The 25870-nt window shown below is 60.3% G+C and carries 22 protein-coding genes and 3 pseudogenes; 15 read left to right on the forward strand and 10 right to left on the reverse strand.

Annotated elements, in window-relative coordinates:
- The first annotated feature begins 55 nt into the window (after nucleotides 1–55).
- From ABFT80_RS23655 to ABFT80_RS23680, 6 genes are all read left to right on the forward strand, one after another.
- Nucleotides 56–1120 carry an HlyD family secretion protein gene (locus ABFT80_RS23655; RefSeq protein WP_347974427.1) on the forward strand — a complete coding sequence of 355 codons (1065 nt, stop codon included), beginning with the start codon at nucleotides 56–58 and terminating at the stop codon, nucleotides 1118–1120.
- On the forward strand, nucleotides 1117–3900 hold the full coding sequence (gene rbbA, locus ABFT80_RS23660; RefSeq protein ID WP_347974396.1) for a ribosome-associated ATPase/putative transporter RbbA: 2784 nt from the start codon (nucleotides 1117–1119) through the stop codon (nucleotides 3898–3900). Before ABFT80_RS23655 ends, rbbA begins: the two co-directional genes overlap by 4 nt.
- Nucleotides 3901–3902: 2 nt before the next feature.
- Nucleotides 3903–5015, forward strand: coding sequence for an ABC transporter permease (locus ABFT80_RS23665; protein WP_347974397.1), 1113 nt, complete (start codon nucleotides 3903–3905; stop codon nucleotides 5013–5015).
- Nucleotides 5016–5041: 26 nt separating this feature from the next.
- The gene (locus ABFT80_RS23670; RefSeq protein WP_347974398.1) at nucleotides 5042–5887 is read left to right on the forward strand and encodes a universal stress protein; all 846 of its coding nucleotides are present in this window, start codon (nucleotides 5042–5044) and stop codon (nucleotides 5885–5887) included.
- A 423-nt stretch (nucleotides 5888–6310) separates the two neighbouring features.
- Nucleotides 6311–6454, forward strand: a complete 144-nt coding sequence (locus ABFT80_RS23675; RefSeq protein ID WP_347974399.1) for a hypothetical protein — start codon at nucleotides 6311–6313, stop codon at nucleotides 6452–6454.
- A 647-nt stretch (nucleotides 6455–7101) separates the two neighbouring features.
- Nucleotides 7102–8043 carry a sensor domain-containing diguanylate cyclase gene (locus tag ABFT80_RS23680; protein ID WP_347974428.1) on the forward strand — a complete coding sequence of 314 codons (942 nt, stop codon included), beginning with the start codon at nucleotides 7102–7104 and terminating at the stop codon, nucleotides 8041–8043.
- A 90-nt stretch (nucleotides 8044–8133) separates the two neighbouring features.
- Here ABFT80_RS23680 and ABFT80_RS23685 read toward each other — a convergent pair.
- Nucleotides 8134–8617 (reverse strand): annotated as a pseudogene (locus tag ABFT80_RS23685) (dienelactone hydrolase family protein); the annotation flags it as partial.
- On the opposite strand from ABFT80_RS23685, the gene ABFT80_RS23690 reads away from it, so the two are divergent.
- Nucleotides 8564–8761 (forward strand): hypothetical protein, encoded by a 198-nt coding sequence (locus tag ABFT80_RS23690; protein ID WP_347974431.1) that lies wholly within the window; start codon nucleotides 8564–8566, stop codon nucleotides 8759–8761. The pseudogene ABFT80_RS23685 and the gene ABFT80_RS23690 sit on opposite strands and share 54 nt — an antisense overlap.
- Nucleotides 8733–8960 carry a DUF1413 domain-containing protein gene (locus ABFT80_RS23695; protein ID WP_347974400.1) on the forward strand — a complete coding sequence of 76 codons (228 nt, stop codon included), beginning with the start codon at nucleotides 8733–8735 and terminating at the stop codon, nucleotides 8958–8960. Before ABFT80_RS23690 ends, ABFT80_RS23695 begins: the two co-directional genes overlap by 29 nt.
- Before the next feature lie 652 nt (nucleotides 8961–9612).
- On the opposite strand, the gene ABFT80_RS28155 is transcribed toward ABFT80_RS23695, so the two are convergent.
- Entirely contained in the window at nucleotides 9613–9903 is a 291-nt protein-coding gene (locus ABFT80_RS28155; protein WP_455189995.1) for a DUF3800 domain-containing protein, read from the reverse strand.
- Between the two features lie 120 nt (nucleotides 9904–10023).
- Here ABFT80_RS28155 and ABFT80_RS23700 point away from each other — a divergent pair, with 120 nt between their 5' ends.
- Entirely contained in the window at nucleotides 10024–10227 is a 204-nt protein-coding gene (locus ABFT80_RS23700) for a hypothetical protein (protein WP_347974401.1), read from the forward strand.
- Nucleotides 10228–10325: 98 nt separating this feature from the next.
- Here ABFT80_RS23700 and ABFT80_RS23705 read toward each other — a convergent pair whose 3' ends face one another.
- The 5 genes from ABFT80_RS23705 to ABFT80_RS23725 all read right to left on the reverse strand — a co-directional run bounded on the left by ABFT80_RS23705 (nucleotide 10326) and on the right by ABFT80_RS23725 (nucleotide 16827).
- Complete coding sequence (locus ABFT80_RS23705) at nucleotides 10326–13469, reverse strand: efflux RND transporter permease subunit (protein WP_347974429.1); 3144 nt, start codon at nucleotides 13467–13469, stop codon at nucleotides 10326–10328.
- A 23-nt stretch (nucleotides 13470–13492) separates the two neighbouring features.
- Entirely contained in the window at nucleotides 13493–14686 is a 1194-nt protein-coding gene (locus tag ABFT80_RS23710; protein WP_347974402.1) for an efflux RND transporter periplasmic adaptor subunit, read from the reverse strand.
- A gap of 215 nt (nucleotides 14687–14901) precedes the next feature.
- Nucleotides 14902–15333, reverse strand: coding sequence for a hypothetical protein (locus ABFT80_RS23715; RefSeq protein ID WP_347974403.1), 432 nt, complete (start codon nucleotides 15331–15333; stop codon nucleotides 14902–14904).
- A 240-nt stretch (nucleotides 15334–15573) separates the two neighbouring features.
- Complete coding sequence (locus tag ABFT80_RS23720; RefSeq protein WP_347974404.1) at nucleotides 15574–15891, reverse strand: RcnB family protein; 318 nt, start codon at nucleotides 15889–15891, stop codon at nucleotides 15574–15576.
- 147 nt (nucleotides 15892–16038) lie between these two features.
- A complete protein-coding gene (locus ABFT80_RS23725) occupies nucleotides 16039–16827 on the reverse strand; it encodes a hypothetical protein (RefSeq protein ID WP_347974405.1) in 789 nt (262 codons plus the stop codon).
- Between the two features lie 212 nt (nucleotides 16828–17039).
- Here ABFT80_RS23725 and ABFT80_RS23730 point away from each other — a divergent pair, with 212 nt between their 5' ends.
- The 4 genes and pseudogenes from ABFT80_RS23730 to ABFT80_RS23745 all read left to right on the forward strand — a co-directional run.
- On the forward strand, nucleotides 17040–17768 hold the full coding sequence (locus ABFT80_RS23730; protein ID WP_347974406.1) for a response regulator: 729 nt from the start codon (nucleotides 17040–17042) through the stop codon (nucleotides 17766–17768).
- The gene (locus ABFT80_RS23735; protein WP_347974407.1) at nucleotides 17765–19087 is read left to right on the forward strand and encodes an ATP-binding protein; all 1323 of its coding nucleotides are present in this window, start codon (nucleotides 17765–17767) and stop codon (nucleotides 19085–19087) included. The genes ABFT80_RS23730 and ABFT80_RS23735 overlap by 4 nt, the downstream gene beginning before the upstream one ends.
- 106 nt (nucleotides 19088–19193) lie before the next feature.
- Entirely contained in the window at nucleotides 19194–20015 is an 822-nt protein-coding gene (locus ABFT80_RS23740; RefSeq protein WP_347974408.1) for a dioxygenase family protein, read from the forward strand.
- Nucleotides 20016–20158: 143 nt separating this feature from the next.
- Nucleotides 20159–20357: pseudogene (locus tag ABFT80_RS23745) on the forward strand (IS6 family transposase); the annotation flags it as partial.
- Nucleotides 20358–20751: 394 nt separating this feature from the next.
- Here the strand turns inward: ABFT80_RS23745 and ABFT80_RS23750 are convergent.
- On the reverse strand, nucleotides 20752–21666 hold the full coding sequence (locus ABFT80_RS23750) for a heme/hemin ABC transporter substrate-binding protein (protein WP_347974409.1): 915 nt from the start codon (nucleotides 21664–21666) through the stop codon (nucleotides 20752–20754).
- Between the two features lie 247 nt (nucleotides 21667–21913).
- On the opposite strand from ABFT80_RS23750, the gene ABFT80_RS23755 reads away from it, so the two are divergent.
- Both ABFT80_RS23755 and ABFT80_RS23760 read left to right on the forward strand, forming a co-directional pair.
- A complete protein-coding gene (locus ABFT80_RS23755) occupies nucleotides 21914–24001 on the forward strand; it encodes a TonB-dependent hemoglobin/transferrin/lactoferrin family receptor (RefSeq protein ID WP_347974410.1) in 2088 nt (695 codons plus the stop codon).
- A gap of 15 nt (nucleotides 24002–24016) precedes the next feature.
- The gene (locus ABFT80_RS23760; protein WP_347974411.1) at nucleotides 24017–25093 is read left to right on the forward strand and encodes a siderophore-interacting protein; all 1077 of its coding nucleotides are present in this window, start codon (nucleotides 24017–24019) and stop codon (nucleotides 25091–25093) included.
- A gap of 4 nt (nucleotides 25094–25097) precedes the next feature.
- Here the strand turns inward: ABFT80_RS23760 and ABFT80_RS23765 are convergent.
- Both ABFT80_RS23765 and ABFT80_RS23770 read right to left on the reverse strand, forming a co-directional pair.
- Nucleotides 25098–25676, reverse strand: a pseudogene (locus tag ABFT80_RS23765) (IS30 family transposase); the annotation flags it as partial.
- The coding region (locus ABFT80_RS23770; protein WP_347974412.1) for a hypothetical protein at nucleotides 25673–25870 on the reverse strand (198 nt) is incomplete at its 5' end. The gene ABFT80_RS23770 and the pseudogene ABFT80_RS23765, both read right to left, overlap by 4 nt.

The following is a 25870-nucleotide window of genomic DNA, read 5'->3' on the forward strand; positions in this document are numbered from 1 at the left end:
GTAGAATTAGTGCGCCGCTCAAGGCGCGATCGGCGCTGGGAGCCTTACCATGAAACTGCCGGGCAAGGGATGGCTGGTTGCGCTCGTGATCGCGGTTGCGGCAGCCGGAGGTTACTACGCTTGGCAGCAGGTCAACGATACCGGCCTGCCGGAGGGCTTTGCCAGCGGCAACGGGCGGCTCGAGGCGGTTGAGATCGATATTTCCGCCAAGACAGGCGGGCGCCTGAGCGACATCCTCGTCAATGAGGGCGACTTTGTCCATGCCGGACAGCAGCTTGCGGTGATGGATACCAGTCAGTTGGAAGCGCGCAAGCGGCAGGCGCAGGCCGAGTTGCGGCGCGCGGAGATCGGCATCGAAACCGCAAACAGCCTTGTCACTCAGCGAGAGGCCGAGAAAGGCACGGCGCTCGCTGTGATCGAGCAGCGACAGGCGGAACTGGAATCCGCTGCGGGCAAGCTGGCGCGTTCCGAGCAACTGGTCCGGAGCAATACAATCTCACGGCAAATTCTCGATGATGACCGCGCGGCCGCACGTGGCGCCCGCGCCAATCTGGGTGCCGCACAGGCGCAGCTTGCTGCTTCCGACGCGGCTATCAGCGCGTCGAAAGCAATGGTGGTCGATGCAGAGGCTGGGGTCGATGCCGCCAGGGCCGCGATCGAGAGCATCGAGACAGATATCGCCGACAGCACGCTCAAGTCGCCGCGCGACGGCCGGGTCCAGTTTCGGGTGGCGCAGCCGGGCGAGGTCTTGGCCAGCGGCGGCCGCGTCATCAACATGGTTGACGTGTCGGACGTCTACATGACTTTCTTCCTGCCCACGGAGCAGGCGGGCAGGGTCGCCCTTGGATCAGAGGTCCGCCTCGTGCTCGATGCAGCGCCGCAATACGTTGTCCCGGCCACTGTTTCCTTTGTCGCCAACGTTGCACAGTTCACACCGAAGACGGTCGAGACCGAGGAAGAGCGCCAGAAACTGATGTTCCGCATCAGGGCGCGTATCCCGGCCGAACTTCTGAGGCAATATATCGAGTTGGTGAAGACGGGCGTGCCGGGCATGGCCTATGTACGTATCGATCCGAACGCCGTGTGGCCTGCCTTTCTTGAAAGGAAAGCCGCGCAATGACGCCGGGCGATGACGAAAGGCATGCGCCTCCCGTCATCCGTTTCGAGAACCTGGAACTGACCTATGGCGGAACCAGGGCTCTGGATGGCGTGTCCCTCGACATCCCCGCCGGACGCATGGTGGGACTGATCGGTCCCGACGGCGTCGGCAAATCAAGCCTGCTGTCGCTGATAGCCGGTGCGCGCCGGATGCAGGCAGGCAGCCTGCATGTGCTGGATGGCGACATGCGTGACGGCGCGCACCGGCGCCAGGCCTGCCCGCGCATCGCCTATATGCCGCAGGGCCTCGGCAAGAACCTCTATTTCACACTCTCCATCTTTGAGAACGTCGATTTCTTCGGCCGGCTCTTCGGGCAGGATCGTGCCGAGCGCGAGTCACGCATTGCCGACCTTCTCGAAAGCACGGGACTGGCTCCCTTCCGCGATCGGCCTGCGGGAAAACTCTCCGGCGGCATGAAGCAGAAGCTCGGCCTGTGCTGCGCTCTGATCCACGACCCTGACCTGCTCATCCTCGACGAGCCGACGACGGGCGTCGATCCGCTGTCGCGCCGGCAGTTCTGGGAACTGATCGACCGCATCCGCGCCGAGCGGCCGGGTATGAGCGTCATCGTCGCCACCGCCTACATGGAAGAGGCGCAAGGCTATGACTGGCTGGTCGCGATGAATGCTGGCCAGATACTTGCGACAGGAACGCCGGCCGATCTGTTGGAACGGACCGGCACGGACAATCTCGATGCCGCGTTCATCCAGCTCCTGCCGGAGGAAGACCGCAAGGACCACCACAAGGTCGAAATCGCGCCGATCACATTCAGGGGCGAGGAGGAGTTCGCCATCGAGGCGGAGAACCTTACCATGCGCTTCGGCGATTTCACCGCCGTCGACAATGTGAGCTTTCAGATCCCGCGCGGTGAGATCTTCGGTTTTCTCGGCTCGAACGGCTGCGGCAAGACCACGACGATGAAGATGCTCACGGGTCTGCTGGCGGCTAGCGAAGGCACGGCGAAGCTGTTCGGGCGCGAGGTCGCTCCGAACGACATGGAAGTGCGCAAGAGGGTCGGCTACATGACCCAGGCCTTCTCTCTCTACGGCGAACTGACGGTCCGGCAGAATCTCGACCTCCATGCCCGCCTGTTCAAGATGGACGCGGCAAAGATCCCGACCCGGATCGATGATATGGCCGGGCGCTTCGATCTGCACGCGGTATTGGATGTCCTGCCGGACGCGTTACCGCTTGGCATGCGACAGCGTCTTTCGCTTGCCGTCGCCATGATCCATGCGCCCGATATGCTCATCCTCGACGAGCCGACGTCGGGTGTCGACCCCGTGGCGCGCGACGCCTTCTGGCAGATCCTCGCAGACCTGTCGCGCAAGGACGGAGTCACGATTTTCGTGTCGACGCATTTCATGAACGAGGCGCAGCTTTGCGATCGCATCTCGCTCATGCATGCCGGCAAGGTGCTGGTCAGCGATACGCCGGCCGGGATCATCGAACGGAAAGGTGCGTCGAGCCTCGATGATGCGTTCATCGCCTATCTCGAGGATGCGATCGCAGACACCACCAAACAGTCTGCGCCGCTTTCGGTGCGATCTGAGGCGACGGACGAGCCGGCTTCCCCGCCCCCCGGAACCCGGCCGATCTCGTCCGTTCGCCGCAATTTCGACCCGCGACGCATGTTCAGCTATGCGCGGCGCGAGACGCTGGAGCTGCAGCGGGACCCGATCCGGGCGACGATAGCTATTCTGGGCACGATGATCCTGATGCTGGTGATCGGCCTTGGCATCAACATGGACGTCGAGGATCTGACGTTCGCGGTGCTCGATCGGGACGATTCGACGATCAGCCGGCAATACGTCAACGAGCTGTCCGGATCGCGCTACTTCATCGAGAAGGAACCGATCACCGATTATGCCGACATGGATCGGCGCATGCGCAACGGCGAGCTCAGCCTCGCCCTCGAAATCCCGCCGGGATTCGGTCGCAGCGTTCTGCGCGGCAACGCGGTTCAGATCGGCGCATGGATAGACGGCTCCAATCCCCAGCGCGCCGAGACCGTCAGCGGCTATGTCCAGGGCATGCACGGGAGCTGGCTGGCAACGCTTGCCCGTGAAGCCTATGGCAGGGCCGCGGCCCACACCGACTTCAACCTCGAAATCCGATACCGCTACAATCCAGACATCAAGAGCCTTGTCGCAATGGCCCCGGCAGTCATTCCGCTGCTTCTTCTCCTGATCCCGTCAATGCTGACGGCGCTCAGCGTCGTGCGCGAAAAGGAGCTGGGCTCGATCACCAACCTCTACGTCACGCCCGTCACCAGGCTGGAGTTCCTTATCGGCAAGCAGATGCCCTATGTGGCGCTGGCGATGATCAATTTCCTGCTGATGTGGTTCGTCGCGGTATTCCTTTTCCAGGTGCCGTTTACGGGTAGCGGCCTTGCGTTCATCGTTGCCGCGTTTTTGTACGTGACCGCCGCGACGGCAATGGGATTGGTCATTTCCTCCTTCATGAAGAGCCAGATCGCCGCCATTTTCTCCACGGCCCTGCTGACGCTTCTTCCGGCCGTGCAGTATTCGGGGCTGATCGATCCGGTCTCTTCGCTTGAGGGTGTCGGCGCCTTCATCGGCCAGATCTACCCCGCAACGCATTTTACCACGATTTCGCGCGGCGTGTTTTCCAAGGGACTGGGCTTCGAGGAACTGGGCGACGCTTTCCTGCCGCTGTTCCTGTCCGTTCCCGTGTTGCTCCTCGTCGGTGTGACGCTCCTGAAGAAGCAGGAGAAGTGACGATGCTGTCCTCGAACATCGCCCAGCTCGGCATCAAGGAATTGCGCGGCCTCATGCGCGATCCCATCATGCTGGTGCTGATCGTGCTGTCGTTCACGGCATCTGTGTCCATGTCGGCGACCTCGTCGCCGGAGACACTTAACCGCGCGACCATCGCTATCGTCGATGAGGACCAGTCCCCGCTTTCAGGGCGGATAGCGACGTCCTTCTACGAGCCGTTCTTCATGAAACCGCAGTCGATCACGGCGGCCGAGATGGATGTGCGGATGGACAACGGTCTTGACACCTTCGCTCTCGACATTCCCCCGAACTTCCAGCGCGACGTGCTCGCAGGAAAGTCACCGTCGATACAGCTCAATGTCGACGCGACCCGCATGGTGCAGGCGTTCAGCGGTAGCGGCTACATCCAGAGCATCGTTTCCGGCGAGGTGTCGGAGTTCGTCAACCGATATCGCGCCGACACCGCTTTTCCGGTGGAGCTCAATCTCCGCGCCCGCTTCAATCCCGGGCTCAACAAGGGCTGGTTCGGCGCGATCATGAGCATCCTCAACAGCATAACCATGCTGTCCATAGTGCTTGCCGGAGCTGCGCTGATCCGTGAACGCGAGCACGGCACCATCGAGCACCTGCTCGTGATGCCGGTGACGCCGCTCGAGATTATGGTCAGCAAGGTGTGGTCTATGGGCCTGGTCGTTTTTGCGGCCACCGTGTTCTCGCTCGTCGTCGTCGTCCAGGGTCTGCTACAAATTCCGGTCACGGGGTCGGTATCCCTGTTTCTTGTCGGAACCGGGCTCCTGCTTTTCGCGACGACTTCACTCGGTATCTTCCTTGCAACGATTGCCGGCTCGATGCCGCAGTTCGGGCTTCTACTCATGCTCGTGCTGGTGCCTCTCCAGGTCCTGTCAGGCGCGTCGACGCCGCGCGAAAGCATGCCGGAGATCATTCAGTGGATCATGCTGGCCGCACCCAACACCCACTTTGTAATCCTTGCCCAGTCGGTGCTGTTCCGTGGCGCGGGACTCGACGTCGTCTGGCCGCAGCTTTTGATGCTGCTTCTCATTGGCTCTGCCCTGTTCGCAATTGCTCTGAAGAGGTTCCGAGCCTTCCTGAGATAAGTCCACCCCAAACCGCCGAGGTCCTCATGTCCACGCCGAAAGATATCGTTACCTACCTCGAAGCGGATGCCGTCGATGCCTTCGAAGCTGCGCTTACAACCTGTACGGCTCTGGCTGCGGCTTGGCAGACGCATCTCAACATTGCGTTTGTGCCGCAAAACATCGGTTATTTACGCCATGCCGGCTTCGTTCGCGGAGGTGCGATTGCCGATATGGATGCGAGCGTCGCGGAGCGGAATGCTGCTGCCCTCGACAGACTCCGCGGTCTCCTCAAGCACCTTAGGACACAGTACGATTTTTCCGTTGAGGTGCGTGACTGCGTCGATGAATCTGGCGAGCCTCTGATGCTACATGCGCGTCATTCCAGCCTTGCAGTTCTCGTCTCGGACAGAAGCGTCGAGCGCCCTACAAGTGCGCTTAGCCTCTCCGAGGATGTGATCTTCGCATCGGGTCGTCCGACCCTTCTGCTTCCCAAACAATGGTCGGGAGAACTGCTCTCCCGAAAGGTCGTGTTGGGATGGAACGGCAGCCGAGAAGCGGCTCGCGCAATCGCCGATGCGATGCCGTTCCTCCAAGCCGCAAGTGCGGTCCATCTCGTGGTGGTTCCCGAGCCGAAGATCATGCGTCTGCTCGGACAGGAGCCGGGTGCCGATATCTCCCATCACCTCGCACGCAATGGCGTTGCCGTGACGTTGCATCGTTTGGAGGCGGAAGATGCTGGCGCGGCCCTTCTAGATCACGCAAGCACGGTTGGTGCCAACATGATCGTCATGGGCGCCTATGGCCAGTCCAGGGTCAGCGAGTTTGTCTTCGGAAGCGCCACATGCACCATCCTAGACCAAGTTGAGCGCCCGATCCTGTTTTCGCGATGAATGCTTGCGGTGCCAGGCGCACGCGCAAGGTGGTCCCGTGCTGCGTCCTGTCTCGACCTTGATGGCTTCAAGGCCGTAAACGATCAAGCTTTCGCTCCGTCGGTTTGAAGACAAGATTGACCATGGATGTCGGCAGAGCCGACCATGAAAGCGATCGGAAAAAGCAGACTGCTTATCGTTGCACCCGTCGAGCGCGATATTTACTGGGCCGATGAATGCTTTCCTATCGCCCTGGTCCGGTAAAGGCGCAGCTGACCGGTGCTCGAATTGCCATATTAATCTCAGGGGAAGGCGAGGATTTTCCCATCGAGTGCAAGCCATTTCCGAAATCATAAACTTCGTTCGAAATCTTGCAGGAACGCAGTGGGACGGCAGTAAAAGTATTATGCTCGGATAGCGAAAAAAGTTCACGGAGGAATGACGGTGAACTCAGGTGCACCAACCTGTGTCCGAAATCTGTTCGGCTACCCGGATAGTGCGTTTCCAACTGTCAGCGACTGGACCGAGAAGACCAATGTGCACGCGGAGCACCATTCGCAAACGCATGATCGCTGGCAAAAGCTCTGAATAGCCGCCGCCAGCGACGATCGTAATACCGGCGCACTCGAAATCGAAGTTCTTTGTATCGCGGCATCCTCCATATGAGATCCGCGTCACTATCGCCTCCTTCGAGGATTTCTCTGACAGGAAAGGCGCCGAGACCGGACTCCATCGCCTGGTCTTCGAAGATCACTTACAGGGTTTGCAAACTGCTGGCTCATCCAAGTATCAGGGCAAAAACCGTAATCGCCGATAGCGCAGGCAGATACGTTGGGTTCACCCTGTTCCCCGAAATTACGAACGTCCCGACACCGTCGAGTTCAAGCTGAACCTTCTGTACCCCGCTCAAGGCAATTTCGTCGAAGCCGTCTGCCGTGTCATCAAATGCGGTCGGACGCTGATGGTCCGTCAGCTCGAGGTGTTCTCGTCGTCAAACGAAAGGCGGGTTCAGATTGCCTTTGGTCAGCAAATCTCAGTCTGCCGAAGAAGCCGCGGCTCCTAAGACGAAACTGGAGGCGCCTTCGTCCGCAAACTGATTTGCCCATTTTTTTGCACCGCGCTCCATTTGCCGAAAGCGCCATTATATTTGCTCAATTGTATTCATGACGATCTGGCAACCGCGCGGCAAAGACAATATATCCAAAGAGACGTATAAAGTGCATCGGGAGGCATAAGTGAGAGAATTGTTGGATCGTGCTGCGGAGGGAGCAATCCTTTCCTACCGGGATTTGCATATCATCCTGGATGCCGTTCCGACGCCGATTTCCTGGGCGACGCTGCCTGATCAACGGATCAAGTTCATGAACCGTTCGCTGACGCGCACTTTCGGCTATCGCGCCGGAGACCTGCAAAGCATCGACGAATGGATCGAGACACTCTATCCGCGCGCCGAAGATCGGGTTGCTGCGCGGACTTACTGGGAAGAGCTCCGGCTCACCGAAGGTGTAAGCATCTCTGAGGGCGCGGCTCAGGAACTCGAGATCCGTTGCGCCGATGGGAGCCTTAAGACAGTCCAGCATCGCGGAATCATGCTGCATGAAATCTCGGTCGGGATCGCGACGTTCGAGGACATCACGGACAGGAAGCGCGCCGAGGACGCGCTGCGCCGGATCGCGCTTGAGGACGTATTGACCGGGCTTCCCAACAGGCGCCAACTTCAGGAACGTTGGCTGGACGAGATGCAAACAGCTGACCCGTTCCGTATTTCGTCGCTTTTGCTGATCGATCTGGACGGCTTCAAGGCGATCAACGATCGTCTCGGGCACGACGCTGGCGATGCCGCTTTGGTGGCTGTTGCAGATCGCCTTCGGGAGAGCGTTCGGGCCGGGGACTTCGTGTGCAGGATTGGTGGTGACGAGTTCGTGGTGCTTCTGCCGGGAATTCATGCGCATCGAGAGGTCGAGCAGGTTTGCTGGCGGATCGGCGCATCGCTTTCGGCGCCCATCCATATTCAAGGGCGTGTGGTTTCCATCGGCGCAAGCATCGGCGCAAGCCTCTATCCCCAGGATGGCGACAATCTCCAGGAACTCATGAAGCGCGCTGACGAGGCAATGTACCGCAGGAAAGCCGATCGGAAGGGCGGCTGGGAGTGGTTCCGGGTGCCCTACGCGGCATGACCGTTTTGACAGCCCCACCCAGTTTGAGTTCATGCCCAGCGCGACTTGCAAGCGGCATAAGCTTTTCGGCAGGTGCATCATAACGGGCGGGGCCTCATGAAACTTGCCCTGCTCCTTTAACGCCGCCTCATAGGCAGGCCAACCGGCGTTGACGTTGGTGTCGTTCTTGGTAAGCTGCAACAAAAGCGGTGCCTGATATTCGGAACGTCCTCGGCCGGATCCTGGCCTCCATAAAATGGAAACGCGGCCGCTAGTTCGGGGTAGGCCACCGCCGCCATAGCAGAAGCCGGAGATTCCCACCTTGTACGTGGTGAGGTCGCTGGCGATGAGGAACCCGATGGGCGCGAAGAAATAGTTCGTCAGCTTTGTCGGATCGACCTGTTGCTGCAACTCGCGGCCTTCGTGTCATTACCGGGATAACTGCCCTTCGAGGTCAGCCCGTTGGGCGCCAGCGTCACGAATCCGCCTTGGCCACACGCCGCACCACATCCTCGACGTAGATATGGAGGCCTCGGTTCTCATGTACCACCACGACACTTGGAACCTTGCCGGTAGCATTGGCAGGGCTCACTGTCGATCCGCAGGTATCCGCCGACTGGGCGAACCGGACGAAGTCGGTGCCTTCCTGCTGTCGGAAAAGGCGTTGTTTATCCCCGGGTTATCCGAAGAGCAAGGTAAGGGAAGAAGCGATGCAGCCGGAACGATTAAAAAGAATTGAAAAAACTATCTCGGCGCTTGGCCCGGGGGAGTTTCACTTTCCTGAAATTTATGGCGCGGACTGGAACGAACTTTATGTCGGCGACAAGGTGAAGCTCGGCCGCGAATTCATGGATCTCGTGCGCAAAGGCTATTTTGCACAGGTAAGAGACACAGGGGAGAAGAAGGCCGGCGGCCGCGTATACGTCAAGGACAAGTGAAAAAGTCGTGCCGAGCACAGGTACACCGATGGCAAGGTGGCATTTTCATCGTGTGACGTTGCACGCCCGGCGGTCGGCTTATCGCTGCAGGATCTTCCGGTGTTCATCAAAATCGAGCTGGGAATAGGTGCGTCATGTGCGGTTCAATGCGTCCAAATAAGTCACTGGCACCCGGCAAAGTCGCACCTAAAAATTCTGTGAACGCAAGACAGAGATGGCACCGGCATTGCAAAGATGAAATGACACCATCGGCCGGGCCGGGCATTCCGCGGCGGAATCGGTTAGGGTTGTACAGCCGCGGAAATGACCGGTGAGATAGGGCGGTGATTGTTAGTCCACCATGATGCGGCGGGAGAACCAATGGCGCGCGGTTTCCTTGCTCGTGGATAGTTCAATGCCCTCAGGATCGATACCGCTAACGTGCCAATTGCCAGACCGTTTACCAAGAGACGCCGCGAGATCAAATACTTCGCGAGCTGAGCTGTTCAAACGATTGATCTCGTCTCTTGCGCAGGACATTAGATGCTCTGCTCCTGCTAAGTCTGTTTTCAGAGCGCCCGTAGTTACAACCGAGCCAGAACGTTTCACCCTAAATCCAATCCACCAAATGCCGGGACTAAACACCTAGTTTGGTTGGAACTCGGCAGTAGCGTCAGTATATCAACGACGGCTTGAACCCTGTCCTGGGGGGAACGCCCTTCCATTCATCCTTTCCCGAGCGCATCGGGCTGCCATGGAATTCTATCTCTCGTGGATTTGCTGTGCTAAAGCGTAGAGAGATTGGATCAATCTGCCCCTCAAGCCAATGCGTCTGTTGTTCGAAAACACTAAAGCCGGCGAGGACGAAGAACTCCGAGCTCGGATCGTGAGAATGGCCGGATTCGTCCAAGTAAAGTAGGTGCACAGGCTCTCCAAACGAAAAACGGACCCGCAGGGGGTCCATCCTAATTCGGTAAGCCGGGTGAAGCGCCCCCGACTCGCAGATACTATATAGATTGTGCCTGCTCAAAAATCAAGGACCATTGCCCTTCCTCATTAGATGGTTGCACATGGCCCAACGGTTATGGTGCCGAGCTGGCGCACCCTCCATCTCTGGCCGATCCTGAAGGTCTTCAGCCATCGGCAGCAGAGATTGCAACCATGGAAATCGGCGGCTGGCACCGTTCGCGAGATCGGAAACTCCAGCGAGCGTCTGGCTTACGAGAAGGATATGCTGCGAGACTGGTTTCGCAAGCGCTTCTTCAAATTGAGCGCTCCGCATGGCTGATCGCCTGATAGGCTCCGATTATTGACAAGGCAGGGATGAACTGGCGGATGCGAGACGCGGTCCTGCCCGTTCTGACCCTTTCCTGATCCCCATTGGCGTCAGATATCGGTAGCTTGCGGTTGGGCTTCGGCCGGGGCGCGTCCGCGTATCCCGCCTTTCCGCCATGTGAGCGTCGTCACCGTGACGAAGAGTAGCGGCACGAAGAAGACGCCGAGAATGGTGGCGGCTATCATGCCCCCCATGACGCCGATGCCGATTGCGTTCTGCGCCGCGGAACCAGCGCCGGTAGAGCGCGCCAGCGGCAATACGCCGAGGATGAAGGCGAGCGACGTCATGACGATCGGCCGCAGGCGCAGGCGCGCAGCCTCGACGACCGCCTCGACGGCGTCTTTTCCGCGTTCCATCAGGTCCTTGGCGAACTCGACGATCAGGATGGCATTCTTGGCCGTCAATCCGATCGTCGTCAGCAGTCCGACCTTGAAGTAGACGTCGTTCGACTGATCGAAGGCCCAGGCGGCGAGCAGCGCTCCGAACACCCCGACCGGAACCGCGAGGATGACGGAGAGGGGGATCGACCAGCTTTCGTAGAGAGCGGCAAGGCAAAGGAAGACGACGAGAAGCGACACCGCGTAGAGCATCGCTGCTTGGGAACCCGCCAGATGCTCCTGATACGAAAGGCCGGACCAGGAGGCGGTATGTCCTCCCGGCAATTCGGCAACCAGCCTCTCGGCCTCGGTCATCGCATCACCTGAACTGACGTCTGGCGCGACCGAGCCGTTGATCGAGACCGCTGCCGTGCCGTTGAAGCGGGCAAGCGACGGCGAGCCCTGCACCCATTGCGTTGTCGCGAACGCCGAGAACGGCACCATCTCTCCGCTGTCGTTCTTCGCGAACCAGCGGTTGATGTCGTCGGGCTGCATGCGGAACGGCGCGTCGGCCTGCACATAGACCGGCTTTATCTCGCCTCTGTAGACGAAGTCGTTGACGTTGGTTCCGGAGAAAGCGGTGGTGATCAGGCTGTTGATCGCCGACAGGTCGATGCCGAATGCGCCCGCCTTTTCCTGATCTATGTCGATCTTGAGCTGAGCCTCCAGCGTCCTTGTGTTGCCGCGAATGTCGGAGATCGCGGTGTTGCCGGCGGCATTGTCGGCAAGCATGTTGCTGGCGGCGGTGAGCGCGGTGCGGCCCTGGTTGCCCGTATCCTGCAGATACATCGAGAAGCCGCTCGTCTGACCGAGGCCCTGGATGGCGGGCGGAGCCAGAACGAACACCTCTGCATCGCGGATCTGCCGGAAGTGGGCGGAGGCGCGCTGCGCGACTGCGGATGCGGACAGACGCTCGTCGGTGCGCTCTTCGAAATCCTTGAGGCGCACGAAGCCCATGGCGGCGTTCTCGCCGCTGCCGGAAAAACCAAAGCCGAGCGTCATGAAGACGCTCTGCACCGCGTCCTTCTCCTGGTTCAGATAATAATCCTCGACCATGTCGATTACGGCCTGGGTGCGCGCCGCATTGGCGCCGGCAGGCAGCGAGATCTGCGTCATCAGCACGCCCTGATCCTCTTCCGGAAGGAAGGACGTCGGAAGCTGCGTATAGAGACCATAGGCTGCCGCCACCAGAGCCCCGAACACCGCGAACATCCGGATCGGCCGCAGCACGAGCTTGCCGACGGTGCTGGCATAGCGGTTCGTCGCCCTGTCGAAGCCGCGATCGAACCAACCAAGCCAGCGGGAGAAGAACCCGCCATGCGACGGCTTCAGCAACATGGCGCAAAGCGCCGGGGTTAGGATGATGGCCACCAGGACCGACAGCAGCATGGCGCTGGCGATGGTCACGGAGAACTGCCGGTAGATGACGCCGACGGACCCCGAGAAGAAGGCCATCGGTATGAAAACGGCGGTAAGCACCAACGCGATGCCGACCAGCGCCCCGGTGATCTCGCCCATGGATTTCTCGGTCGCCTCGCGAGCGGACACCTTCTCCTCGCGCATGATCCGCTCGACATTCTCGACCACCACAATGGCATCGTCGACAAGCAGACCGATCGCCAGCACCATGGCGAACATGGTCAGCATGTTGATCGAATAGCCGAGCGCGGCCAGCACGGCGAAGGTTCCCAGCAGCACGACCGGAACCGCGATCATGGGGATCAACGTGGCGCGAAGGTTCTGCAGGAACAGGAGCAGCACGAGGAAGACGAGGATGACCGCCTCGATTAGCGTCTCAACGACCTTTTCGATCGACAGCTCGACGAACGGCGTCGTCTCATAGGAATAGGCGATTTCGACACCCTCGGGCAGCGAGCCGGCGAGTGCATCCAGTTCGGCATGAACAAGTTGCGCCGTGGTGATCGCATTGGCGCCGGAGGCAAGCTGCACGCCGAAGCCCGCAGCCGGGACACCATTGAAGCTGGAGCTCTGACCGTAGCTCTCCAGCCCGACCTCGACGCGGGCGACATCCTCGAGCCGCACGACGGATCCATCGGACGTGGTCTTGAGGATTATGCGCTTGAACTCGTCGACGGAGGTCATCTGGGTTTGGGCGATGATACTGGCTTTGAGCTGCTGGCCCTTGATCACCGGTGTGGCGCCGATCGAGCCCGCGGCGACCTGTGCATTCTGCGCGCCGATCGCAGACGTCACGTCGCTGGGCACGAGCTGGTACTTCTGCATCGCCACGGGATCGAGCCAGATCCGCATCGCGAAGCCCGAGCCGAAGGACTGAACCGAGCCGACGCCGTCCAACCGTTCGATCCTCTCCTCGATCTGGCTGGACATGATGTCGGCGAGCTGGTCCGATGTGTAGCGCCCATCGCGGGAGACGATGTTGCCGATCATCAGGATGCCGGACGGCGACCGGCTCACACGGACGCCCTGATCCTGAACGGCGTCCGGAAGCTGCGATTCGACGCGCGACAGCTTGTTCTGCACCTCGACCTGAGCAAGTTCGGCATCCGTGCCGGTGGTGAAGGTGAGTGAGATCGAGGCCGATCCGGTGCTTGAAGTCGACTCCATATAAAGAAGACCGTCGAGACCGGTCATGGCGCTTTCGATCTTCTTCGTCACGGAGTTTTCGACAGCGTCGGCAGTCGCGCCGCTGTAGGTGGCGCTGATGCGGATGGTGACCGGTGCAATATCGGGATATTGCGAGATCGACAGCGAATAGATGCCCATCACACCGGAAAGCAGCGTAGCGATGGCGAGCACGATCGCGAAAACGGGCCGGGCGATGAAGAAGCTGGCGATTGCGTTGCGGGCGGTGGCGGCAGTCATTCCGACGTCTCCTTCTCCGTGGAGATGGTCTGCTTGACGACCCCGTCATCGTCGATGCCGGCTTCCACGGCCTTGACCGCGGTCCCGTCGGATATCTTCTGGAAACCGTCGACGATCAGCCTGTCGCCCTCCTGAACGCCGTTGATGACGATCCAGTCATTGCCGACCGTGCCGCTGGTGCTCACCGCCTTTTGCGTCGCCCTGTCGTCGGCAGACACCACATAGACGGTCGCGGTTCCGTCATCGCTACGTGTCACCGCTCGTTGCGGGACGAGGAATGCGCCCGGCATCGAACCGAGGTCGACCGAAGCCCGCACGAACATGCCCGGAATCAGGATACGATCGGGGTTGGGGAAGCGGGCACGCATCGAAAAAGTGCCCGTCGTCTGGCTGACCACCATGTCGGCAAGCGTCATCTCGCCCTTTTCCGCATACGCCCTGCCGTTCTCCAGGGTGAGTGTGACGGATGCCGGCGCTCCGCGTTCCCGGCCGAGGCGCCCGGCCTCGACTTCGTCGCGAATGCGGAGAAGATTGGCGCTGGAATCCACCAGATCGACATGGATCGGATCGATCTGACGGATCGTCGCCATGGCATCGGTCTGATTCTCGGTGACGAGGGACCCGACGCTGACGGTGGACACGCCGATGATGCCGGCGATCGGCGCGCGGACGATCGCGTTGTCGAGATTGATCTGCGCCGTTTGAAGATCGGCTTTGGCAGCTTCTTCGTCGGCTTGAGCCTGCAACAGCGTCGAGCGCGCATCGTCGAGTGTCTGCGCGCTGACGGCATTGGTCTTGGCAAGCGTCTCACTGCGGTTGAACGTCGCCTGGGCCGCGACAGTTGCGGCCTGCGCCTTCTTCAGGGCAGCTTCGGCCGAGGCATAGGCAGCCTTGAACTTCGCGTCGTTGAGCTCATAGAGGATCTCGTTCTCTGCGACCTGCCGACCCTCCTGAAACGCAATGCGTTGCACGATGCCGTTCACCTGCGGGCGGATCTCGGCGGTCGCAAGCGCCACGACCCGGCCCGACAGTTCCGTCCGGCGCGGCACTGCCTGCGGCTCAATCACGATGTATCCGACCTCGATAGACGCGGCGGCATCTGCCCGGTCGGGGGTGTCCTCCCGGTCGGTGCAACCCGCGACAGCGATGGCGAGGAGCAGCATGACGATCGTTTTGGGAAGGGTGTTCACTATCACTCACTGTCGTTTCTCTGGACACTGGTGCCCTGTGTTCTCCATCTTCGGTCCGAAACTTCCGCCCTGCGCCATGAGCATGATCGCCAACAGTATTGCGCCGAGACGAAGCAGAAACTGTGCAATGAAGCGCCTGACCTCATCCTCGCCGATCAGGGTTGGCTGTTGCCGGGCAAACCCGTTACGGGGACGGGAAGAGAGGCTTTCCATTTTCACGGCTTCTGCCGCCACGGGCGCAGCCGGCCGGCCAGGTCGAGCACCTTGCCGCCGCCCGCCCACGCAATGGTGCCGCTGATCGAATCGACAGAACCGTCGACCAGCTTGGCCGCCTCCTTGCGCGCCCTGCCGAGCGACCATCCCTCGCTTGTAGCCTTTGGCCCGTCGTCGCTGGAGGCGGTCGCCGTATGCATGGCAGCCGCTCCGTCCGGCTGCGATGGCAGGGCGGCAACCGGTTCCGGTGTCTGTTGACCGCAATGGGCGGTCATAAGCGGATAGGACGCCTGCTCGCTTGCGATCTGCCGCTCGATCGCGGCCTCGCAGGTCTCGATGTTCGACCAGCCCGAGGGTATCGTTCGGACATACTGACACTCCACGCCGTCGCAATCGCAGCCGAGCAGCACCATCATGACAAGAGCCGTCTTCATCGTCGCTCTCCGATCTTCCCATTGTGGTGGACGCGGTTATCTCCGATCGCCGGAGTTTCGGGACCGGAGGCTCTTGACCACGCCGTTCTCAGATGGCGCAGGATCTGTCGCGGCGGCATCGCGTTCACGAAGCCGAACATCGTTGCAGCAGCGGTCAGCAGGAATTGAACGTCGAACATAATCATGCCTTTCGGGTCGAAGCCCCTCGCGCGTTTGCGTTGCTGCGCGACTGCTTTGCGGCTAGCGCCCGGTGTTGCTGGTGATCGAGGCGATGATGCCGGTGCCGATCGCGACGAGGATGAAATCGTTGCCGTCGCGCACCCAGCGATGTCCCTTCGGAGGAGCCTTCAGATTGTGCTGGCGATGGTCGCTGACAGCCGATCCCTGGCCGCCATATTTGCCGCCCTTCTTCCACTGGCGCTTCTTGATCTGCTGGTTCGGCGCTGACTGCCGCTCGATCTTCTGTTCGGCAGACGTCCGGCTCTGCGCCTGCGCCATGCCGGCGAGCAACGTCAAACCTATCAGGGCGGCCATCGCCGCTGCTGCGATCTTCTTCATTGCTTTGTTCCTTGTGAGTGAAAGATGCGTGTCAGGACGGGGTTGCCGTTGACCGGGGGCGCAAGGATCGACCAATGCGCCCCCGGATGCAGCCATTCGCGGCTGCATGCGCTGCTCGCCGGGCGGGGGGTAGCGAGCAGCGACCGGTTACTCCCCGTCGGAGGGCGGGGGAAGGTCGTCGCCAGGCCGCCCGCGGTGTCCCGCGTCCTTGCCAGCAGGCCCTCGCTGGTGATCGTGCGGAGCGAACGCCCGCTCGGCCTTTGTCAAACGGTCGAGCTGTTCGCCGCTGAGCGCCGAGCGCAACGCGGCAACGGCTGCCTTCAAGGTCTCCGCTTTCCCTGTCTGCGCAATGGTGCGGTCGGCAAGCCGTTCGGCGAGGAGCGGCCGCGATGCGGTATCGCCCGGCTGCGGCCTTTGCTCTTGCGTTGTTGCCGATGGCTGACGTTCCTCACGGTGCGGCCCGCCCGATCCACGATCCTGTTCAGGATGCTCGAAGAACGCGATCAAGGCCGAGCTATAGGCTCGCCACGCGTCAAGCTGGCCGGCGGTGATGCCGACATAGGTCTCCGTGGCGGCAAGCCGTTCCGCGAGGTCGAGGCCGGCATGACGGGGACCGCGCTCGTCGCCGAGCCGTTCGCCCCGTGCGGGTCGACGGTCGTGTTCGCGATCATGACGCTGGGGACCGGCGCGCTCAGCGCCGTGCCGGAACTGCCGACGTTCCTCCTGCCGCCTGTCCTCCCGGTCGCCGGTCGCATTGGCCTGGGCCAACCGAAGTGGCTCCCTGCCGGTCACATCGCTATTGTCGGCGACGATTCGGACGATGGACCGCTCGCCTTGTATCGGGTTGGAGGCCAAGGCCTCGGAGAACGACGGTGCAATCGTCGATGCCAGCACGGTTGCCGACAGGAGCCCAGTGGCCAGGATGGAGCGTCTCATGCGATCTTCCTTTCATATCCTCATTCACGGTCATGAAAGTAGGCGGCAGACGTGTCTTGAGTTGGTCTGGGTCGTGAATAAACGTTTCTTGATTCGCGCCAATGTAAACGAACGTTGCTGAGCAGCGGCGAGCAAGGTTCGGTTGCAAAACTCTTCAAATCAAACTGCTGAGAGGACTATATTTGACAGCAACAATCAGGCAAATCACGAGGATGAACACCATCACTCACATCCTTGTCGTCGATGACGATCCGGAAATACGCTCTCTGCTCGCGCGCTATCTCGGCGAGCAGGGTTTTCGCGTCTCGACCGCAGCGGATCGCCGGGAATGCGAAAGCCGCATCACTGACAGCAATCCGGACCTCATCGTCCTCGACGTGATGCTTCCCGACGGGTCTGGCCTCGACATCTGCCGCAGCCTGCGCGACCGCCGCCCCTATATTCCCGTCATTCTTCTGACCGCCCTGAAGGAGGACGTTGACCGGATCGTCGGCCTGGAGATCGGCGCGGACGACTATCTGGGCAAGCCGTTCAACCCGCGCGAGCTGGTCGCGCGCATCAAGGCTGTGCTGCGCCGGGCGGGTCAGAAGCAGCCGTCCGCGGCCGAAGCGAAGGTCTACAGCTTTGCCGCGTTCGACGCTGATCCCGAATTGCGCCGCGTTTCGCGGCGAGGCGGCGGCGAGGAGATCGAACTGACCGGGGCCGAGTTCGATCTTCTCACGGTGTTTCTGGAACGGCCGGGCAGGTTGCTGTCGCGCGACCAGCTTCTCGATCTCACACAGGGACGCGACCGCGATCCGATGGACCGGTCGATCGACGTGCTGATGAGCCGGCTGCGGCGCAAGCTCGGTGAAGTCGAAACCGGCCCGATCTTCAAGACGGTCCGCAACGGTGGCTACCAGCTCACCGTGACTGTCAAATCAACGACGGCTGAACGATGAACTCGCTGCGCAACCGTATAACAGCGCTGCTGATCTTGGCCATCGTGACGGTCGTTGGCCTCGCTACCTTCGCTGCAAGCCGGGCTTTGCAACCTCCCTTGCCGCAGGCGACGATGGAACCCATCGCGCGGCAGATTCACATTCTCGTTTCCATGGCCGAGCGCAACCGGGAGGATGCGGTCGCATCCGGCCTGCGCCTGGAGGCCGCGCCCGCCAGCGGACCCGAAAAGGAACGGTTGTCGCGCTTCCTTATGCGGTCGTTGGAGAAGACGGGCGAACAGAGGATGGCCATCGTCACCGAAAGCGCCGATGGACCTGCGTTGGCCGCATCTGTTGATCTCGGCGACGGCACCTGGTTGATTGCGGAAATGCCCGACCTGGCTCCGGCGCCGGGCGGATGGGTGATACTTGCCGGTTGGATCACGCTCATCGTCATCGGCAGCACCGCTGTCTCGATCTTCGCGGCGTCGAAAATCATCAGGCCGCTGCAGCTTCTGGAAACCGCCGTGGCACGGATCGGTGCAGATGGCGTCCTGCCGTATATTCCGGAGGCTGGTTCTGGCGAGCTCCGCGCGACGGCGCAGGCCCTAAACAGACTCTCTGCTCGCCTTAAATCGGCGATGGAAAGCCGCATGCGGCTAGTGGCGGCTGCGGGGCACGATTTGCGCACCCCGATGACGCGCATGCGGCTGAGAGCCGAGTTCATCTCCAACGACGAGGAGCGCCAGAAATGGTTCGCCGACCTTGAAGAGCTCGATCAGATCGCCGACAGCGCCATCCGCCTCGTTCGCGAGGAAGCAAATCGGGACGGAGCGCAAATCGTTCGGCTCGACCGTCTTGTTCATGAGATTGTCGAGGAGCTCGGCGAGCTTGGTTACAAGGTGGCTCAGCCTCGACTTATGTCGCTCCCGGTCACTGCCGGTCCGATGGCGCTGAAGCGGGCGCTGCGCAACTTGATTATCAATGCCGCGACCCATGGCAAGGGCGCAAAGCTCGACCTTTCGCGAAAAGGCGAGACCGCCATAGTGACGATTGCCGACGAGGGGCCGGGGATACCCGAAGATCTCCTCGGACAGGTGTTCGAGCCCTTCTTCAGAGTGGATATCTCCCGCCGCAAGTCCATTCCGGGCGCAGGGCTCGGCCTTGCCATAGCGAAGGAGATCATCGAACGTTTCGGCGGCGCCGTCTCGGTTGCGAACCGAAGCCCTAAGGGCCTCGTCCAGACAGTCACCTTTCCGCTCGCCGACAGCGCAAACGATCAATCAGCGGAGTCGGACGCCGGCAGACACGATGGCGGGGAAGGGCACGGCTCAGCGTGAGGATGCCGGATGAAAGACAGAATTATGAGGAGGACAACATGATTGGAACAGTGAGGATCGCGATGCGGCTCCGGATTATCGCGCTACGGCTTGCAGAATACGCTCGATGGTAAAACGAAGGACGATGGTCATCGCAGGAGGCGCCCTGCTTGCTGCCGCTGCCGTTGCGTCGGTGCCCTTGCTGCGAACGCGCGGGCCGGGCGAGGCCGTCTCAAGGCGGGCTTACGACTGGTCGGTATCCGGACTTCGCTCCGGGGGCACGAGCGGAATCCCCGCTGAGTTGCCGGCACCTGCGTTTCGCGCTGATCCGCAGTGTATCGTCACGGCCAACAAGACGATTGGCCCTTGCCACACGAACGACGTGCCGATCCGGCTCGATGTCACCGAAGGCGCGACCGGCCTGCCTATGCGCGTCAGTCTGCGCCTCGTTGACGCGGGGAACTGCGATCCGATCGAGGGCGCTGACGTCGAGATCTGGCATGCCGATGTCCGCGGCGTCTATTCCGGACGGGCGGAGGCAATGTGCAATCCCGACGACGAGGTTGCTCGCAGCGCTGCCTTCCTGCGCGGCCGGCAGATCACCGATGCGAACGGTGTGGCTTCGTTTCTGACGGTCTATCCTGGCTGGTATTCGAGCCGGGCGCCACACATCCATATGCGCATCCTCGTCGGCGGCCAGGAACTGCTTATCAGCCAACTCCTGTTCGACGACAACCTCAATGACTTAATCTACCACGGTCATCCAGAATATTTGGCGAGGCCGCAGCGCGACACGATGAATGGCGGCGACACCGTCTTCTCGGCATCCGAGGTTGAGAGCTTCATTTTCGACGTCGATCGGCTCGACGGTGGTATTCTTCAGGCGTGCTTCACGATTGGCGTAGCCGGGCGCACCGCCGATGTTCCTTGGAAATCAATGAGAGGGTGAACAGGCAGATCTCAGCGGCTAGCCCTGCTTCAGTGACCCTCGTCCAACCGCCTAAGTTGCGGGTGAAAGCGACTGATGCTCTTGTTGCTGAACGCGCGCCTGACCTCTAGGACGCAACGTTAGCCCAAATTGACCTGCGCTCAATTTACGGTCATCATTTCGATTGCTCACTGATCCTGCTGTGCATACGTTGGCACCTTGCCTGCAATCTCAGCCTGCGTGATCTGGAAGAGACGACGCCCGGGCGCGGCATTCGGGTCGATCAATCTCTACGATCCACCGCTGGGTGGTCGGTTCTCGCCGCTCCTGCTCAAACGGTTCAACTGCCGGAAAAGGTCGGTCATCAGCAAAATTGTCGCTACGAAGAGCCGGACGCTTCGATCGTGTGGAGACGATTGTGCCCGAACCGGTTTAGGACCTCGAATGCTGTGCGCATTTTGGTAAGGCGCTGACTATTCGCGGTCGGTTTCGACAATTCCTGATTCGTCAGCATGACCCATGCTTTCGAGCCCTTGTTTGCAGTGCGATCGCCACCGTTCTCTCGGTTCCTAGCGAGCATCCGCGAAGCCATGACCGTGCGCGGACGGTTTGCGGCTCGCCTGCCTAACGCGGGTCATCGCGCATCGGAAGCTGCATCGTCGCCGAGAGCGGTAGCAGGCCGGATAAATGTCGTTGATCGTTCCACTGAATCCAGACGATACGGCAACCGAAGTTTCGAATTGCGCTTTCCACGCGTCTAGTCCTCGATCAGAACATCCGGATACAAGGCTTGGGCAAGATCACGCACCGCATCAGCCGTTCGGGGGCCGAAACCGATCATATAGGCGCCGTCGAGCACGATTAATGCCCGGTTCCTGCCGGCAGGTGTCATGGCCAGGGCTGGTGTGGAAAACACATCGTCTTCGGTCGGACCGCCATTGCCGTCACTCATCATCAGAATGACATCGGGTGCCAGTTCGATCAGCTTTTCCTCGGAAGCCGCCTTGTATCCGTCCACGACCGCCATTGGATTGATGCCGCCAGCGTAGCCGATGATCGCATCGGCGGCGGTGCCTGCACCGGCGGCCGTCAGTCGCACGAGCCCATGAAAGAAAACCACTTTCTTACGGCGTTCAGGCGGTATGTTTGCGGTTAGCTGAGTGGCCGCGTCGAACGCGGCGATCACGTCGTGAGCGAGCTGGTCGCCCTGTGTGCGGAGATCAAGCGCCGCCGCTATAAGGTCGATCTTGCGCCGGATGCCTTGCGGGGAATTGTCTTCCGGAACGAACACCATTGGAATAGCCAGCGATGACAGGACATCGACGGCCTCAGCGGGTCCTATGTCTTCCGCCGCCACGATCAGGTCTGGCCCAAGCCCGGCGATTCCCTCGACGGAAAGTTTGCGGCGGTAGCCCACATTAGGTTTGGAATTTACGACCTGCGGAAATTTGCTCCCCCTATCGACCGCGATGACGCGATTTCTCGCACCGAGTGCGTAGACTATCTCGGTTATATCCGAGCCCAGCGTAACGATCCTCTCCCCCGCGCCAGTCTCGATCGTATGCCCACGAGCGTCGACGACCTCAGCCGCGATGACGTGCTTGCCGCCGATTCCGGTGGCGAACAGGAAAATCGCCATGAAGATGAAGCTTGCAAGGTGCGGGAAATCCAATCGAATCCCGCTTCGAAAGTTCCGCATTTTACCGCTGTTCATGACATTCCAATCCAGAATTAGATCATTTTCGCGAGCCATACGAATAAAGTTGACTTCTGTCATCATGTTTTAATATCTAACCATCGCTGCCGCCGGACGGTTGCGTAATTCAATGTCGCCAGCTACGGCCATGGGCCACCGCCAGCCATGCATCTCATGACTCGGGGGCTCGATCAGGATGACACGGACTATCAGGAAGATACTTTTGGCGAACACGGCGCTGGCGTTCGTCTTCGGCTCACTTGCGGCGTCCTCCGTAAGCGCGCAGGAGCAGGAGGGTGCATCTTCCAGAGCAGACAGGCTCTCTGCTTCAGAGGCGCCGACGCAGGCGACTACCGTGCTGGATCTCATCACGATTTCCGCCACGATGGTGAAGAGCGCAGCCATCGACGCATTGGCGGCGATCAGTTCCGTCGATAGCGAAGATCTCGAGCGCTTGCAGGCAACTACAGCTGCCGAAATTTTCCGTGCTACGCCCGGCGTTGCCGCTTCCATGAACGGCGACGATCCAGCTACTGCGATCAATATTCGCGGCCTGGAGCAATATGGCCGCGTGGTGGTGACACTGGACGGCGCGCGTCAGGACTACTGGCGCGTCGGCCATGGTTCGGGTTCTTTCTATGTCGAGCCGGAACTTATCAAGGAGGTCACCGTCATTCGCGGCCCCGTTTCAAATGCCTACGGATCGGGAGGCATAGGCGGCGTGGTCTCGTTCGAGACGAAGGACGCCAGCGATTTTCTCAAGCTGGAGGAACGCTGGGCGCTGAGTGAAAAGCTCGGCTATGAAAGCAATGGCGATGGTTTCACCACCAGCACGACCGGCGCCTACCGCTTCAGCGACGATGCCGACATCATCGGCAATCTCATCTACCGCGATCGCAACGCCTATGATGACGGCAATGGCGATCAGGTGCCGTGGACCGGGGAGCGGGTGAAGAGCGGATATCTGAAGACGACGCTGCGCCCGGCGGATGGACATGAGCTGAAGCTGGGGATGATCCTCCAGAACTACAACGACTTCATTACCGGATCGAGTGGATCAACCTCACCGACATTGAGCCGCTATCACACCGATACGGTCAACCAGACCTATACCGCAGCCTATACCTTCCGTCCTGACGGCAACGAGCTGATCGATTTCAGCGCCAACGTCTATCACAATCGCACCAAGGCCGATCAGGCCCAGGTCTGGCCAGCGTCGGCCATCGGCAATTCCCGCTTCTACGAGGTGGCAACCACGGGCTTCAACGTCAAGAACTCGTCGCGCTTCGAGGCATTCGGCTTGGCCAATACCGTCACTTACGGAGGCGACTACTATTATCTGAAAGGGGAGTCCGACACCGCTCATTTTGGCGCGGGTGAACAGCAGGGCTATGGCGGTTTCCTGCAATGGCAGGGCGACTATGGTGAATGGCTGCAATTGATCGCGGCCGTTCGCTATGACGGTTATCAACTCGACGGTCAAACGAGGACCTCGCCGCCTGTTGATGCGTCGATTTCCGGCGACCGCTGGTCGCCTCGTCTCACGGTTGGTGTTACCCCTGTCGATGGATTCCAGGTCTACGGCACCTATTCGGAAGGCTATCGCGCGCCGGGCTTGCAGGACGTCTATCGCGGCGGCGGCGCCCACGGTTCCGGCGACAACTACGTTCCCAACCTGCTTCTCCAGCCGGAAACGGCGAAAAGTTGGGAAGCCGGCGTCAACCTGAAATACAATGACGTGCTGACGCAAGGCGACCTCGTCCGTGCGAAGGTGAATGTGTTTCGTACGAGTGTTGAGGACTATATCGACGTCGACCTGACGACCACGCCCCGCACGGCCATCAACATCGGCGATGCGCGCCTCAAGGGCGTCGAGGCAGAGGCGGTTTACGACTATGGCTGGGGCTTCGTGAATCTTTCCGGTGCGCTGATCGCTGCCGAGGTCGTGAATGGAATCTATGAGGGACAGGCGCTCAACAACACACCGCTCGACCGTTTCTCTGCGACCGTCGGCTTTCGAGTGCTGGACAATAAGCTCACCCTCGGAGCGCAATATCTAAGCGTCGGCAAGATAACACGCACAAGCCGAACGAGGCCAAACGATCCTCCGATCGTCGATGATGGGTTTGATCTCGTCAACGCTTTTGCCAATTGGCAGATCAATGAACATACCCGCCTCGATCTTGGCGTCGATAATGTTTTCAATACTGCCTATACCGATCCGCAAAGCTCGTGGTCGACGACAGCCGCGACTGAGCAGGGACGGGGGCGGACATTCAAGATAGCGTTGACCGGCCGCATTGGCGGCTGAATCCAGGAATAAACGATGACCAGCCTGACTTGTGAATCGCAACTCCGTTTGCCGAACCTGCCGCTCTATATCGACCGGATCACCGACAGGCTGCAAAGTTTCGATGCCGACGTGCTGCAGGAGCAGCATCGCGTCGAATTCCGTTTTGCCTTTGGGGATGCATACTTCGACATGAAGCCAGGTTTACTGGTCATGCGGGCGAAGGCGGGAGACCGTGACGGCCTCGCCCGTATCAAGGATTTGCTTGCCACCGCGCTGCAGGTTTATGCCAAGGAGGACGAACCGGAAATTGTCTGGACCGGCGATCTCGCGCACGAAACGCAGCTTGCGCAATTCCGCGAGATGACCGTCATCCAGGTCGACAACCTTACCCCGTATATGCGGCGCATCCGGCTGGCGGGCAAAAACCTCGGCCGTTTCGGCAAATTCGGTGGCATGCACATTCGTATGCTGTTTCCAACCCGGTCGGTTCCCGATCCAATCTGGCCGACGCTCGGCAGCAACGGCCTGCCGCAATGGCCGGCTGACGAGCGACGTCCGACAGCGCGAGTCTACACCATCCGCTCGCTCGACCTTGATGCCGGCTTCATGGATGTGGATTTCCTCATTCACGAAGGCGAAAGCGTCGGTTCTGCCTGGGCCTTGCAGGCGCAGCCGGGACAGAAGATCGGCGTCATGGGGCCTGTCGGGCGACCGATCCGGCAATCGGACTGGTATGTGCTTGGCGCTGACGAAACGGGACTGCCGGCAATTGGTCGCCTGCTCGAAACGCTGCCGCCCAAGACGAAAGGCGTGGCATTCATCGAAATTGCCGACGAGAGCGAAAGGCAGTCGATCAACAATGCGACGGAGATCGAACTGCACTGGCTGGAAAGGAACGGTATTTCGGCGGGTGCAGACGAACGGCTGGCAAGAAAGATCTTGTCGGTGCGGTGGCCGCAGGAAGGGTCCTCTTTTGGCTGGTTCGCCGCGGAAGCATCTGCGGCCAAGACTGTGCGCGACCAGTGGCGTGGCGCGATGGGCCTCGGCCGTGACCAGACCATAGCTGCGGCCTATTGGCGACGCGGTGCCGCCGGATTGATGGCCGGCTGAACCCGTTGTTGCGGAAAAGAACGGTGTATCGGCTCTTGCGCTCGACAACGGTGGCAATGTTGGCGGAGCCGTGCTCTTTCCTGAAGATCATCAGATCCACCTCCCAGTGACCGAATTCACTGCGCGAGTTGACGGCTTCAGGCCTGTTTCGAATGGCGCATTCTATTGGAAAGACGAGATTTCTGGGCTTGCGCGCATATCTCGGACGCCGTCTCCGTCGTCGTTCAGGCAGATGCCGCCATAGCTTGATCGCATGCCCGTCAGCCGAATATGCGAATTTGTAGATCGTCTCATGACTTACGCAGATCGGGTGACGTTCCAGACGCATACGGCCGGCGATCTGTTGCGGCGACCAGCCATGGATAATCCGGTCGATGACCGATTGCCTGACATGCGAGAAACGCAAGCCGTCGAGCTCAGGCATTTTCTCGTCGACGAACGTGTTACGCCCGATTTCCCGAAATATCGTTGAGCGATGCCGGCCGAGATTCTCGGCGATGACCTCGACGCTGAGGCCAGCAGTTCTCCAGCGAGCAATCTTACGGCGTTCTTCCAATCCAATCTGCGAGTAGGTGCGTCTCATTGCGTTTTCCTTGCGACTGATAACCCATTGGCATCATTTGCAAGTCGCACTTCATCCTTGAACCCACCCTGCTGGTTCCAGCTTGAATGCAACGCTGGCCGAAAATCTACATGTTTTGCCTTTCCATAGCCAATAGGTGCTGGCTGAACATCTCCTTTGGCGTCTGGAACCCAAGGCACTTGCGCGGCGTGTCG

The sequence above is a fragment of the Foliimonas ilicis genome (assembly GCF_039939195.1).
GTDB classification, from domain to species: Bacteria; Pseudomonadota; Alphaproteobacteria; order Rhizobiales; family Rhizobiaceae; genus Foliimonas; species Foliimonas ilicis.

Bases quoted from the DNA above. Each gene is read 5' to 3' on its own strand.
- ABFT80_RS23740 (WP_347974408.1), top strand. From the start codon at position 19,194: ATGGTAAAACGAAGGACGATGGTCATCGCAGGAGGCGCCCTGCTTGCT.
- ABFT80_RS23665 (WP_347974397.1), top strand. From the start codon at position 3,903: ATGCTGTCCTCGAACATCGCCCAGCTCGGCATCAAGGAATTGCGCGGC.
- ABFT80_RS23670 (WP_347974398.1), top strand. From the start codon at position 5,042: ATGTCCACGCCGAAAGATATCGTTACCTACCTCGAAGCGGATGCCGTC.
- ABFT80_RS23730 (WP_347974406.1), top strand. From the start codon at position 17,040: ATGAACACCATCACTCACATCCTTGTCGTCGATGACGATCCGGAAATA.
- ABFT80_RS23720 (WP_347974404.1), bottom strand. From the start codon at position 15,891: ATGAAGAAGATCGCAGCAGCGGCGATGGCCGCCCTGATAGGTTTGACG.
- ABFT80_RS23700 (WP_347974401.1), top strand. From the start codon at position 10,024: ATGGTGCCGAGCTGGCGCACCCTCCATCTCTGGCCGATCCTGAAGGTC.
- ABFT80_RS23715 (WP_347974403.1), bottom strand. From the start codon at position 15,333: ATGAAGACGGCTCTTGTCATGATGGTGCTGCTCGGCTGCGATTGCGAC.
- rbbA (WP_347974396.1), top strand. From the start codon at position 1,117: ATGACGCCGGGCGATGACGAAAGGCATGCGCCTCCCGTCATCCGTTTC.
- ABFT80_RS23760 (WP_347974411.1), top strand. From the start codon at position 24,017: ATGACCAGCCTGACTTGTGAATCGCAACTCCGTTTGCCGAACCTGCCG.
- ABFT80_RS23725 (WP_347974405.1), bottom strand. From the start codon at position 16,827: ATGAGACGCTCCATCCTGGCCACTGGGCTCCTGTCGGCAACCGTGCTG.
- ABFT80_RS23735 (WP_347974407.1), top strand. From the start codon at position 17,765: ATGAACTCGCTGCGCAACCGTATAACAGCGCTGCTGATCTTGGCCATC.
- ABFT80_RS28155 (WP_455189995.1), bottom strand. From the start codon at position 9,903: ATGGACCCCCTGCGGGTCCGTTTTTCGTTTGGAGAGCCTGTGCACCTA.
- ABFT80_RS23690 (WP_347974431.1), top strand. From the start codon at position 8,564: ATGTACCACCACGACACTTGGAACCTTGCCGGTAGCATTGGCAGGGCT.
- ABFT80_RS23695 (WP_347974400.1), top strand. From the start codon at position 8,733: ATGCAGCCGGAACGATTAAAAAGAATTGAAAAAACTATCTCGGCGCTT.